General features: G+C 73.4%; 11 protein-coding genes and 1 rRNA gene. 5 read left to right on the top strand and 7 right to left on the bottom strand.

Annotated elements, in window-relative coordinates; translation table 11 throughout:
• Nucleotides 1-76 (top strand): 5S ribosomal RNA (rrf, locus tag ACTMS0_RS05565); the annotation flags it as partial.
• A 75-nt stretch (nt 77-151) separates the two neighbouring features.
• Here the strand turns inward: rrf and ACTMS0_RS05570 are convergent.
• Nucleotides 152-835, bottom strand: coding sequence for a hypothetical protein (locus ACTMS0_RS05570; protein WP_441154024.1), 684 nt, complete (start codon nt 833-835; stop codon nt 152-154).
• A gap of 69 nt (nt 836-904) precedes the next feature.
• Here ACTMS0_RS05570 and ACTMS0_RS05575 point away from each other — a divergent pair, with 69 nt between their 5' ends.
• From ACTMS0_RS05575 to ACTMS0_RS05585, 3 genes are read left to right on the top strand one after another with little or no spacing between them, the layout of a single operon-like run.
• Nucleotides 905-3,520, top strand: coding sequence for a valine--tRNA ligase (locus tag ACTMS0_RS05575; RefSeq protein WP_441154025.1), 2,616 nt, complete (start codon nt 905-907; stop codon nt 3,518-3,520).
• Nucleotides 3,517-4,851, top strand: coding sequence for a bifunctional folylpolyglutamate synthase/dihydrofolate synthase (locus tag ACTMS0_RS05580; protein ID WP_441154026.1), 1,335 nt, complete (start codon nt 3,517-3,519; stop codon nt 4,849-4,851). The genes ACTMS0_RS05575 and ACTMS0_RS05580 overlap by 4 nt, the downstream gene beginning before the upstream one ends.
• Nucleotides 4,848-5,240 carry a DUF4233 domain-containing protein gene (locus tag ACTMS0_RS05585; RefSeq protein ID WP_441154027.1) on the top strand — a complete coding sequence of 131 codons (393 nt, stop codon included), beginning with the start codon at nt 4,848-4,850 and terminating at the stop codon, nt 5,238-5,240. Before ACTMS0_RS05580 ends, ACTMS0_RS05585 begins: the two co-directional genes overlap by 4 nt.
• A gap of 76 nt (nt 5,241-5,316) precedes the next feature.
• On the opposite strand, the gene ACTMS0_RS05590 is transcribed toward ACTMS0_RS05585, so the two are convergent.
• Entirely contained in the window at nt 5,317-6,699 is a 1,383-nt protein-coding gene (locus ACTMS0_RS05590) for a VOC family protein (protein ID WP_441154028.1), read from the bottom strand.
• Nucleotides 6,700-6,841: 142 nt separating this feature from the next.
• Between ACTMS0_RS05590 and ndk the strand changes: the two genes are divergently transcribed.
• Nucleotides 6,842-7,267 carry a nucleoside-diphosphate kinase gene (gene ndk, locus ACTMS0_RS05595; RefSeq protein ID WP_441154029.1) on the top strand — a complete coding sequence of 142 codons (426 nt, stop codon included), beginning with the start codon at nt 6,842-6,844 and terminating at the stop codon, nt 7,265-7,267.
• A gap of 60 nt (nt 7,268-7,327) precedes the next feature.
• Here ndk and ACTMS0_RS05600 read toward each other — a convergent pair whose 3' ends face one another.
• The 5 genes from ACTMS0_RS05600 to ACTMS0_RS05620 form a co-directional block, all read right to left on the bottom strand.
• Entirely contained in the window at nt 7,328-7,768 is a 441-nt protein-coding gene (locus ACTMS0_RS05600) for a carboxymuconolactone decarboxylase family protein (protein ID WP_441154030.1), read from the bottom strand.
• Between the two features lie 184 nt (nt 7,769-7,952).
• Complete coding sequence (locus ACTMS0_RS05605; RefSeq protein ID WP_441154031.1) at nt 7,953-8,741, bottom strand: ABC transporter permease; 789 nt, start codon at nt 8,739-8,741, stop codon at nt 7,953-7,955.
• Between the two features lie 10 nt (nt 8,742-8,751).
• The gene (locus tag ACTMS0_RS05610) at nt 8,752-9,525 is read right to left on the bottom strand and encodes an ABC transporter permease (protein WP_441154032.1); all 774 of its coding nucleotides are present in this window, start codon (nt 9,523-9,525) and stop codon (nt 8,752-8,754) included.
• The gene (locus tag ACTMS0_RS05615) at nt 9,522-10,529 is read right to left on the bottom strand and encodes an ABC transporter ATP-binding protein (protein ID WP_441154033.1); all 1,008 of its coding nucleotides are present in this window, start codon (nt 10,527-10,529) and stop codon (nt 9,522-9,524) included. Before ACTMS0_RS05615 ends, ACTMS0_RS05610 begins: the two co-directional genes overlap by 4 nt.
• A 71-nt stretch (nt 10,530-10,600) precedes the next feature.
• On the bottom strand, nt 10,601-11,617 hold the full coding sequence (locus ACTMS0_RS05620) for an ArsR family transcriptional regulator (RefSeq protein WP_441154034.1): 1,017 nt from the start codon (nt 11,615-11,617) through the stop codon (nt 10,601-10,603).
• Nucleotides 11,618-11,887: the final 270 nt, after the last annotated feature.

Consider the following 11,887-nt stretch of genomic DNA (forward strand, 5'->3'; position numbering starts at 1 on the left):
GAACCCGGAAGCTAAGCCCTCCAGCGCCGATGGTACTGCACTCGGGAGGGTGTGGGAGAGTAGGACACCGCCGGACATCCTTTCCGTTCAGGGCCACCCCGCCAGGGGTGGCCCTGAACGCGTTTCCACCCCCGAACGACGGGTGCCCGGGTCACCGGCGAGTCTGCATGTCCTCGCGCATGTTCCGCAGAAGGGTGCCGGCCTCGTCGACGGAGCGGTCCGGGAACATCGCCATGACGACGCTGCCGTGGTCGGCCCAGCCGCAGACCGCGAAGTCGCCGCCCTCACCGCTGGTGGTGCCGCACTTCAACACGCCACCGAACCGGCCCGGGGACATCTCGCGCAGGCCGGTGACCGCGCCGGTCTCGTCGGTCATCAGGCCGAAGAGGCTGTCCAGGTCACGTTCGGGCTGCCACAGCAGGGTGGTGCCGCCGAAGATCAGCACCGACCGGCGTTCGTCGGCGGGATCCCGGTAGACGGTGCCGAAGCTGCGGTCCAGATCGATGTCGGCGGCGAAGCCGCTGCGCAGGTAGTCCGCGGTGCTGCGGGCCCGCTCACTGTCGTCGCGGGTCAGCCCGGCCACCCGGTCGGGGGACGCGATGTCGGCATCCTTCTGCTGCGCGATCCGCCAGCCGGCGGTGCCGAGGGCTCCGACGCCGGCGAGCCCGACGGCCGCCGCGAGCAGCCACGCCACCCGTCGCCGCCGGGACCGGACCACCCCTCGCTCGGGGCCCTCCTCCGGGGCTCCGGCGCCGAGGCGGATCGGCTCGTCGGTCAGTTCGACCGGCTCGGGCGCGTCGTCGACGGGGCGCTCGGTGAGATGTGCGTCGGACATAGCCGACACCGTACGCGAAGCACCGGTGGCGCACGTCGGGTCCGTGGAAGCTCTCCGTAGACTTTCAGGGTGACCGAGAGACTGGATGCCCGACGCCCCGACGCCCCGACCCTTGCCGGCCAGTACCAGCCCGGCGAGGTAGAGCAGCGACGGTACGAGCAGTGGGTAGCCGCCGGCCACTTCCACGCGTCGGCGGAGAGCGACAAGCCGCCGTTCACCATCGTCATCCCGCCGCCCAACGTCACCGGCTCCCTGCACATGGGCCATGCCCTGGACCACACCGTGCAGGATGCGCTGGTCCGGCGTAAGCGCATGCAGGGCTACGAGGCGCTGTGGCTGCCGGGCATGGACCACGCCGGCATCGCCACCCAGAACGTGGTGGAGCGGCAGCTCGCCGCGCAGGGCCTGTCCCGGCACGACCTGGGCCGGGAGGCGTTCGTCGACCGGGTGTGGCAGTGGAAGGCCGAGTCCGGTGGCGCGATCCTCGGCCAGATGCGCCGGCTGGGCGACTCCGTCGACTGGGACCGCGAGCGCTTCACCATGGACGAGGGCCTGTCGCGCGCCGTCCAGACCATGTTCAAGAAGCTGTACGACGACGGCCTGATCTACCGCGCCGAGCGGATCATCAACTGGTGCCCGCGCTGTCTGACCGCCCTGTCCGACATCGAGGTGGAGCACACCGACGACGACGGTGAGCTGGTCTCGATCCGGTACAGCGACGAGGTCGTGGTGGCGACCACCCGGGCGGAGACGATGCTCGGCGACACCGCCGTGGCGGTGCACCCGGACGACGAACGGTACAAGCACCTGATCGGCACCGAGGTCGAGCTGCCGCTGACCGGGCGCCGGATCCCGATCGTGGGCGACGAGCACGTCGACCCGTCGTTCGGCACCGGCATGGTGAAGGTGACGCCGGCGCACGACCCGAACGACTTCGAGATCGGCCAGCGGCACAACCTGCCCTCGCTCACGATCATGGACGAGCGGGGTGTCATCACCGCCCACGGTCCGTTCCAGGGCCTGGACCGGTTCGAGGCCCGGCCCGCCATCGTGGCCGCGCTGCGCGAGCAGGGCCGGATCGTGGCCGAGAAGCGGCCGTACGTGCACGCGGTGGGGCACTGCTCGCGCTGCCGTACGACGGTGGAGCCCCGGCTGTCGCTGCAGTGGTTCGTCAACACCTCGCCGCTGGCCAAGGCCGCCGGTGACGCGGTCCGCGACGGGCGGGTGAAGATCGAGCCGGCGGAGCTGGCCAAGCGGTACTTCGCCTGGGTGGACAACATGCACGACTGGTGCATCTCCCGCCAGCTCTGGTGGGGGCACCGCATCCCGGTCTGGTACGGGCCGGACGGCGAGGTCGTGTGCGTCGGGCCGGACGAGGCGCCGCCGGCCGGCGAGGGCTGGCGCCAGGACGAGGACGTCCTCGACACCTGGTTCTCCAGCGGCCTGTGGCCGTTCTCCACCCTCGGCTGGCCGGAGCAGACCCCCGAGCTGGCGAAGTTCTACCCAACCAGCGTCCTCGTCACCGGGTACGACATCCTCTTCTTCTGGGTCGCCCGGATGATGATGTTCGGCCTGTACGCGATGGACGGCCGGCAGCCCTTCGACGTCGTCGCGCTGCACGGCATGGTGCGCGACGAGCACGGCAAGAAGATGTCGAAGTCGTTCGGCAACGTCGTGGATCCGCTGGACTGGATCGACCGCTTCGGCGCCGACGCCACCCGCTTCACCCTCGCCCGGGGCGCGAACCCCGGCGGTGACGTGCCGGTGAGCGCGGAGTGGTGCCAGGGCTCCCGCAACTTCTGCAACAAGCTGTGGAACGCGACCCGGTTCGCGCTGCTGAACGGCGCGCACACCGAGGGCCCGCTGCCGGCCACCGAGCTGTCGACCGTCGACCGGTGGATCCTGTCCCGCCTCGCGCACGTCACCGCCGAGGTGGACGAGCAGTTCGAGGCGTACGAGTTCGCGAAGGTGTGCGACCTGCTCTACCACTTCGCGTGGGACGACGTCTGCGACTGGTACGTCGAGCTGAGCAAGCCGGTGCTGGCCGCCGGCGGCCCCGCCGCCGACGCCACCCGCCGCGTCCTCGGGCACGTGCTCGACCAGTTGCTGCGGCTGCTGCACCCGGTGATCCCGTTCGTCACCGACGAGCTGTGGACCGCGCTGACCGGCGGCGAGACGCTCATGACCGCCTCCTGGCCGGAGGCCGACCGGGCGCTGGTCGACGACGCCGCCGAGGCGGAGATCGCCACCCTCCAGCGGGTGGTCACCGAGATCCGTCGGTTCCGTTCCGACCAGGGGCTGCGGCCGACGCAGCGGGTCGTCGCCCGGCTCGACGGGCTGGCCGGCGCCGGCATCGCCGGGCACGAGCCGCTGATCCGCTCGCTGGTCCGCCTCGACGATGCCGGCGAGGGCTTCCAGGCCAGCGCCACCCTCACCATGCCCGGCGAGGTGAGCGTCGCCCTGGACACCCGCGGCGCGATCGACGTGGCCGCCGAACGGGCCCGGTTGACCAAGGACCGCGCCGCGGCCGAGAAGGAGGCCGCGCAGGCCCGGGCGAAGCTGGGCAACCCGGCGTTCGTGGGCAAGGCCCCGGAGCCGGTGGTCCAGAAGATCCGCGACCGGCTGGCAACCGCCGAGGCCGACCTGGCCCGCATCGACGCCGCTCTGGAGGCGCTGCCCTCGTGACCGACCGCACCGATTTCGCCGCCATCGAGGCCAAGCTCGCCGGCCGCGGCTTCACCCGCATGGTGTTCGAGCTGGACCGGATCGAGTCCCTGCTGGATCTGCTCGGCAGCCCGCAGCGGGCGTACCCGTCGATCCACATCACCGGCACGAACGGCAAGACGTCCACGGCCCGCATGATCGACTCCCTGCTGCGGGCCTTCGGGCTGCACACCGGCCGCTACACCAGCCCGCACCTGGAGACCGTCCGGGAGCGGATCAGCCTGGACGGCGAACCGGTGAGCGAGGAGCGGTTCACCACCACGTACCGGGAGGTGGCGCCGCTGGCCCAGCTCGTGGACGAGCGGTCGGCGGAGCCCCTGACGTACTTCGACATGACCACGGCGCTGGCGTTCGCCACGTTCGCCGACGCCCCGGTCGACGTCGCGGTGGTCGAGGTGGGGCTCGGCGGCGCCGAGGACTCGACCAACGTGATCCAGGCCGGCGTGGCGGTGCTGACCCCGGTCGGGCTCGACCACACCGAGTGGCTCGGCGACACGATCGAGGACATCGCGCTGCACAAGGCGGGCATCATCCACAAGGGCGCGACGGTCATCTCCGCCGCGCAGGAGGAGGCGGCCGCCCGGCCGATCCTCGAACGCTGCGCCGAGGTCGGAGCGACCATCGCCCGGGAGGGCTCCGAGTTCGGGGTGCTGCGCCGGGCGGTCGCCGTCGGCGGGCAGGTGCTCACCCTGCAGGGGCTGGGCGGCGTGTACGAGGAGGTGTTCGTCCCCCTGCACGGCGCCCACCAGGCACAGAACGCGGCGGTGGCGCTCGCGGCGGTCGAGGCGTTCCTCGGTGCCGGCGCCCGTCGTCAGCTGGACGTCGAGACGGTCCGGGAGGGCTTCGCCACGGCCAGCTCGCCGGGCCGGCTGGAGAAGGTCCGCAGCGCGCCGACCATCCTCCTCGACGGCGCGCACAATCCGCAGGGCATGGCGGCCACCGTCACCGCCGTCCAGGAGGAGTTCGCGTTCAGCAAGCTGGTCGCGGTGCTCGGCGTCCTCGGCGACAAGGACGCGGCCAGCCTGCTGGAGCTGCTGGAGCCGGTCGTCGACCAGGTGGTGGTGACGCGCAACAGCTCGCCCCGGGCGATGCCGGCGGGGGAGCTGGCGGCGCTGGCGGCCGAGGTGTTCGGCCCGGACCGGGTCGAGGTGGCCGAGGAGATGCCGGACGCGATCGAGGCGGCGGTGGCGCTCGCCGAGGAGGACGTGCCGGGCGAGCTGGCCGGCGTCGGGGTGCTGATCACCGGGTCGGTGGTGACCGTGGCCGACGCCCGCCGGCTGCTCAAGCGATGACCGGGCCGGAGCAGTCGGGCGGCTCCCCGGAGCGGCCGGGCGGGCCGCCGCGACGGTCCGGCCTGCGCAACCCGGAGCGGGCGGTCCGCGGGCTCGGCGCCGGCACCCTGATCCTGGAGGCACTGGTTCTGGTGCTGGCCATCCAGCCGATCCGGGTGGTCGGCGGAGGCCTGAGCGGTGCGGCGATCGCCGTGGTGGTGGGGCTGGCGGTGGCGGCCGTGCTGCTGGCCGGCCTGATGCGCCGCCCGTGGGCGTGGCACGGCGGCACGTTGCTCCAGGGGCTGCTCATGCTCGCCGGCCTGCTGCACTGGTCGCTGCTGGTCCTGGGGATCGTCTTCGCGCTGGTGTGGGCGTACGCCCTGCACGTGCGGCGGGTGATCCTGGGCTGACGGGCCGGCCGATGTCCCGGCGCGGCCGACCGGTGTCGGATCCGCGGCGCGGGTCCGGCGGGACGGTCCGGACCCCTCAGGCGTCGGCGCGTTCCCGCCACTGGGTCAGCGCGATGCCGTGGCCGTCCGGGTCGCGGAAGGCCGCGGCCCAGACCTCCAGCTTCGTGCCGCGGTTGACCACGCGCGGCGCGTACGTGAAGCGGACCCCCGACTCGCGGAGCCGCGCGTACGCCGCCTCGATGTCGTCCACCTCGAGGTTGACGTGCACCAGCCGGCGGCTGACCGGGGCGGCCTCGGTGACCTCACGCAGCACCAGCCGGGTCGCCCCGGAGGCGAGCACCGCGTTGCCGGAACCCCGGTCGACCTCGGTGAAGCCGAGGTCCCGGTAGAAGGCGAGGGACCGCGACAGGTCGGTGACCAGCAGCGTGAGCCCAACCCCGGCGATCGGCGGGTCGCCGGCGGCCTCGCCGAAGATCGCCTCGTCGAGGCCCTCCGGCGTCACCGCCTCGTCGGCGGCCCGCGACGGAAACGGGTCGTCCAGCGGCAGGTCGAGCGGGTCCAGCGGATCCGCCGGGGAGGGCACCCGGAAACCGCGGGCGGGCGGCGGCTCCGGCGCGTCGGCCGGCGGCGAGTACGGCTCCCCGGCGCCGGGTGTGTCGACCCCCGCGTCGTACCGGTCCGCCGGCGGATCGAACCGCGTCCCGCCGGGCGGGTCGAACGCCTCCTCCGCGGGCGGACGCGGGGTCGGGGTGGCCCGGCGGGGCAGGTCGCTGGACGGCGGTTCGACGAGCGTGCCCTCCACCACCTTCGGCCCGCCGGGGACCTGGTGCACGACCACGGTCTCCCGCTCGGCGGGCGGCACGACGGGGTCGCCGGGCGGGTCCGCGTACGGATCGCCGTACGGGTCGCGGAAGTCGTCCTCCGGCGTACGGCCGGCCCACGGGGGCGCCTCCTGGCGGATCAGCACCTCCTCCACCGGTTCGGCGTCGGCGTACTCGGGGGGCAGGTCAGCGATGACGGCGGCCGTCTCGGCATGCGTCGGGACCTCGTCCCAGAGGACCCGGACGTGCCGCTGGTCGTCGAGCGCGACGCGGATCGGGAGCGTCTGGCCCGGTGCCGGCCACTTCGCCACCGGCACCCGCGGGTCGATGATCTTCTTGGACCTCGGGGGAAGGCCCGGCGCGTCGATGACGAGTTGCAGCTCGCACCGGCCGAAGGCGTACTGGGTGGGCGGCTCGGAGACGCTGTGCACGTGCCCCTCGCCGATGACCCAGGTGCGCCCCCCGGCGCGAACGGTGGCCAGCGCGATCGCCAGCACCAGCAGCGCGACGCCGAGCGCCACGATCGCCCAACTGGTCATGCCGAGGCCGAACAGGATCACGAAGGTGGCTACCGTGCCCAGCACCGCGCCGACCAGCTTGCGGACCGGCGCGATGGGTCGGTTCCCGCCATTCGCCACTGTGGACCTCCCGGGGGTCAGGGCCAGGCTAGGCCGGATCGGCCACCGGGGGAAAGACCGGCCGCCGCGCCGGCGCCGGGACCGGGTCGCTACGCTGACCGTACCCAGCCCGACCGCCTTCCGCGCACAGGAGGAACCCAGCGTGTCCAGCAGCAGCCCGGACGAGCGCACGCTCGTACTGATCAAGCCCGACGCGGTCCGCCGCGGGTTGGTCGGCGAGATCATCTCCCGCTTCGAGCGCAAGGGGCTGCGGATCGACGCGATGGAGACCCGGACGATGGACGGCGGCTTCGCCGACCAGCACTACGCCGAGCACGTCGACAAGGCGTTCTACCCGCCGCTGAAGGCCTTCATGACCGGCGGCCCGCTGGTCGCGCTGGTGCTCTCCGGTGACCAGGTCATCGAGGTCGTCCGCGGCATGATCGGCAGCACCGACGGCCGCAAGGCCGCCGCCGGCACGATCCGGGGTGACCTGTCGCTGTCCAACCGGGAGAACCTGGTGCACGCGTCCGACTCCGTCGACAGCGCGAAGCGCGAGATCGGGCTCTGGTTCCCCGAGTTGGCCTGAGCACGGACACGACAGCGGGCGGTGCGCGGGGAGCGCACCGGCCGCCGTCGTTTCTGCCGCTCAGACCTCCAGGGGCGGCTGCGTCCGGGTGGTCACCGCGATCCGGTTCCACACGTTGATCGTCGCGATCGCCATCACCAGGTCCGCGAGCTCCTTCTCGGACCACACCTTCGCCGCCGCGTCCCACACGTCGTCGGGGACCCCGTGCTCGCCGAGCCGGGTGACCGCGTCGGTGAGCGCCAGCGCGGTCCGCTCCCGCTCGTCGAAGAACGGTGCCTCGCGCCAGGCGGCGACCGCGAACAGTCGCCGGCTCGACTCGCCCGCCGAGAGGGCGTCCCGGCTGTGCATGTCGACGCAGAACGTGCAGCCGTTCAGCATCGACGCCCGCAGCTTCACCAGCTCCAGCACGGTGTGCTCGACGTTCGCCCGGACGTACTTCTCCAGCCCCAGCACCGCGTGGTACGCCTCCGGCGCCACCTCGGCCGCGTTGATCCGCTGCATGACAACCTCCCTGTTCGACTAGGACACCGATCCGACGGGCCGGCAGGCGCCGGCGTGACGGCGCACCGCTGTGACGCCGGTCATGCCGCCGGACCGCCGAGCCTTGTTGATCATGAGGTTGGCGGCACCAACGGAGATCGACATCGCCGCCAACCTCATGATCAACGGAACGGGGGCGCGGGGGTTAGAGGGTGTCCAGGGAGGCGTGGCGGCGGGATTCGGCTTCGAAGAGTTTGAGGAGGGCGGCGGCCAGGACGGCGTACGCGAGGCCGACCGCCGCCTCGGCCGCGAGCGGGCCTGCCGCTGCGGCCAGGCCCTCGCCGGCGGCCAGTCTCCGGGCGGCCTCGGCCGCGTGGGTGATCGGGAGGAGCTGGCCCGCCACGCGCATGCCGGCCGGCAGCTCGGCGGCCGGCACGTTCACGCCGGTGAACAGGAGCAGCAGGGCCACCGACACGTTGGACACCAGCCAGACGTCGCGGAACCGCAGGCCCACCGCGCCCAGCGTCAGGCCGAAGAAGCCGCACGACAGGGCCGCCACGGCGAGGGTGAGCAGCAGGGCCGGCAGCGCCGACACGGGGATCCGCAGGCCGAGCAGGAGCGCGGCCGCGGTCAGCGTGGTCACGGCGATGAGCAGGCCGTTGCCGGCGTACGGGAGGACCCGGCCGAGGAAGACGGCGGTGCGGCTGCGCGGGGACAGCAGCACGTGCCCGAGGGTGCCGAAGCGCCGCTCGTTCGACACCGCCATCGTGCCGCCGAACACGCACGCCAGCGAGGCGGCGAGCACCGCGTTCCCGACGATGTAGAAGCGGTCGTCGGCGACCCCGAGCTGCCGGCCCAGGTACGCGAAGAAGAGCAGCTGGAACAGCGGCCCGACGAGCAGGGTGCCGACGAACATCGACGGGGTGGTCCAGTTGAACAGCGCCCGGTAGGCGATCACGCCGCCGGTGCCCACGAGACGGAACAGGTCGGTCATCGTCCCCTCCTCAGGCGAGCGCCAGCGTGGCGGCGGCCCGCGCCCGCCGCTCGACGTACGTCATCATCACCGCGCCGAGCACCAGGCAGCCGAGGCTGATCGCCAGGCAGGCGCCGAGCGACGGCCAGACCGGACCGCTGCCGGTGGCGGCCTCGCGGACCGCCCGGGCTCCCCACGTGGTGGGCAGCACCGCGGCGACCGGGCCGGTCCACCCGGGCAGCACGGTGATCGGCACGAGCATCCCGGAGACCAGCCAGATCGGGTACTCCAGCGTGTTGGTCAGCGCGTTGGCGTTGCGCAGCAGCACGAACGTCGACGCGAGCAGCAGGCCGAACATGCCCAGCCCGACGATGCAGCCGGGCACCGCCACGGCGAACGCGACCGGGTCGGCGAAGTCCAGCGGGATGCCGTAGAGCAGCCGCCCCCACAGCAGGGTGGCGACCATCGCGTACGTGCCGGTGAGCGCGGTGGCCAGGGTGATCGGCAGGATCACCAGCGCGGGCGGCCGGGGCGCCAGCATGATCATTTCGAGCGTGCCCTGCCAGCGCTGGTTCTGGATCGCCCCGCCGGAGCCGAACAGCACCGACGACCAGACGCCCATCAGACCCGCGCCGACGGCCGCCTCCAGCAGCCGGCCCGGTTCGCCGCCGGCCCGGAACAGGTAGACCGCCAGGGTCGCCTGGACGACCGGGACGATCAGCGCGGTGGCGATCTCGAACGGTGAGCGGCTGAGCTGCTTGGCGTGCAGCAGCGCGCCGACCGTGATCATCCGCAGTGTCCTCACGCCGGCACCGCCTCGGCGGCCCGGTGACCGTCCACCCGGTTGACGATCGCCACGTACGCGTCCTCCAGCGTCGGCTGCCGGGCGGTGACCCGGCCCAGCCGGACACCGTCCAGCGCGCGCAGCACGTCGGCCTGCAGGTCGACCCCCGCGTCGGACTGCACGGCCAGCACCTGCGCGGCGCCGACCACCTCGAGGCTCGCCTCCCGCACCCCGGGCAGGGCGTGGATCGTGGCCAGCCGGTCGTCGGTCACCCCGTACGCCTCGACCTCCAGCACGCGCCGGCCGTCGGCGTGGTGCCGCAGCTCCGCCGGGCTGCCGAGCGCCTGGATGCGACCGCCGGCGATCACCGCGATCCGGCCACACAGCTCGTCCGCCTCGGCCATGTAGTGCGTGGTCAGCAGGACCGTGGTGCCGGTGGCGGCCAGGTCGGCGACGGTCTGCCGCAACTCCCGGGCGGCCACCGGGTCCACGCCGATCGAGGGCTCGTCGAGGAACAGCACCCGCGGGCGGTGCAGCAGCCCCCGGGCGATGTGCAGCCGCTGCCGCATGCCCCGGGAGTAGCCCTCGACCCGCTCGTTCTCCCGGCCGGTCAACCGGACCAGCTCCAGCAGCTCGGCGATGCGTCCCTTCTGCTCCCGCCCCGGTACGCCGTACAGCTCGGCGAAGTAGCGCAGGTTGTCCCGCGCGGACAGCCGGTCGTACAGGCCCCGGTCACCGCCGAAGACGTACCCGATCCGCCGGCGTACCTCCCGGGTCTGCCGGACCACGTCGTAGCCGCACACCCGGGCGGTGCCGGCGGTCGGGATGAGCAGCGTGTTGAGCAGCTTGATGGTCGTCGTCTTGCCGGCGCCGTTCGGGCCCAGCAGGCCGAACAGCTCCCCGTTGCCGACCGTCAGGTCGACGCCGCGGACCGCCTCCACCTCCCGGCGCTGGGGTCGTAACCATCCGGTGCGGCTGCGGTAGGTGCGCCGCAGCCCGACCGCCTCGATCGCGTACTCGCTCATGACGGCGAATCTAGGGACGTTTCCCGGGGCGGGGAAACGAATTCGGCGCTCGCCGAATCCTCGACGACGGCTCAGGCGGAGGCAGTGGCCGGGTCGGCGCCGAGCAGCGTGACGAGCGCCAGCCCGGCCGGTTCCAGGCCGTACAGCACGCGCCGGCCCACCCGGCGGCGGTGCACCACGCCGGCGGCGAGCAGCGCGGCGAGGTGTTCGGAGACGGTGCTCGGGGCGAGCCCGAGGGTGGCGGCGAGCCCGGCGGTGGTGGCCGGCCGGGTCAGCGCCCGCAGCACGCCGGCCCGGCCCCGGCCGACCAGCACGGCCAGCCGGTCGGTGTCGGCGGCACCGGCCGACGTCGGTCCACCCTCGGCGAGCAGGGCCGCCCCGCGCGCCTGGTAGGAGACGGCGACGATCTCCGGATGGTCGGTGGAACAGGACAGCGCGCCGCGGGAGAAGATCAGCGGGATCAGCAGCAGCCGCTGGTTCACCGCCCGGAAGCTGTGTTCCAACGGCTTGACCAGGGTGAGCACCGACCGCTCCCAGCGCACCCGCTCGTGCAGGCCAGCCAGGAGCGCGTCGGGGCCGTCGGCGGCGAGCGCCCGCGCCCGGTTCAGCACCTCCTCGTCGAGGGCCGCCCGCATCGCCGGCCACCACGGGGCGATCGCCGCGTCCCAGTACGCCTGGATGCCGTCGGCGAGCCGGTCCAGGGCGGCCTGGCGGTCGGTCACGAACGGGCGCAGCCAGTCGGGCGGTGCGTCGTTGCCGTGGTGGCTGCGGATCTGGTCGGCGATCAGCTCCGGCGGCGTCGCGCGCAGGACGGCCAACTCCTCGGCCAGGGTCGGGGCCGGCGACGGCGGGATCGGGGTCAGGAAGTCCGGCGCGGTGCCGCCGGGGGTCACCAGCAGCCGGGCCGGCGCGGCCGCCGGGACCTCGGCGAGCACCCGCCGGGCGTGCCGGGCCCAGCCGGCGTACGGCCACGGCGGCTCGCCCGGACTGCGGTGCAGCAGGTAGAGGCTCGTCAGCACCTCCCAGAGCGGGCTGGTGGCGATCCGGGTGCGGGCCAGGGTGGGCTCGTCGAGCTCGATCCGGATCACGGCCCCGAGCCTAGGGCATGCCTCGCAGGTGCCGGCCGGCCTGCGGCGGGCCCCGCCGCCGTTACTCGCGGGTGATCTCCGTCGGAGGTCGGGTAGGCTTGACGGCCGAAGGCGATGACCCGGCCATCACCGGTGAGCCTCCGGAAGAAAGGGCGTCCGCGCCCGAGTAGAACCGGACGGGTCCGGCCCGTCACAGCCGGCCAACGAGCGGGCGGCCGATCCTGACCGCCAAGCGGGGTGGTACCGCGGGTCGTCCGCGGGGCGCCGGCG

It is taken from the genome of Micromonospora sp. H33 (genome assembly GCF_052068455.1).
Classification (GTDB): Bacteria; Actinomycetota; Actinomycetes; order Mycobacteriales; family Micromonosporaceae; genus Micromonospora.

Coding starts and splice junctions, on each gene's coding strand:
- ACTMS0_RS05570 (WP_441154024.1), bottom strand. CDS start 835: ATGTCCGACGCACATCTCACCGAGCGCCCCGTCGACGACGCGCCCGAG.
- ACTMS0_RS05585 (WP_441154027.1), top strand. CDS start 4,848: ATGACCGGGCCGGAGCAGTCGGGCGGCTCCCCGGAGCGGCCGGGCGGG.
- ACTMS0_RS05600 (WP_441154030.1), bottom strand. CDS start 7,768: ATGCAGCGGATCAACGCGGCCGAGGTGGCGCCGGAGGCGTACCACGCG.
- ACTMS0_RS05605 (WP_441154031.1), bottom strand. CDS start 8,741: ATGACCGACCTGTTCCGTCTCGTGGGCACCGGCGGCGTGATCGCCTAC.
- ACTMS0_RS05615 (WP_441154033.1), bottom strand. CDS start 10,529: ATGAGCGAGTACGCGATCGAGGCGGTCGGGCTGCGGCGCACCTACCGC.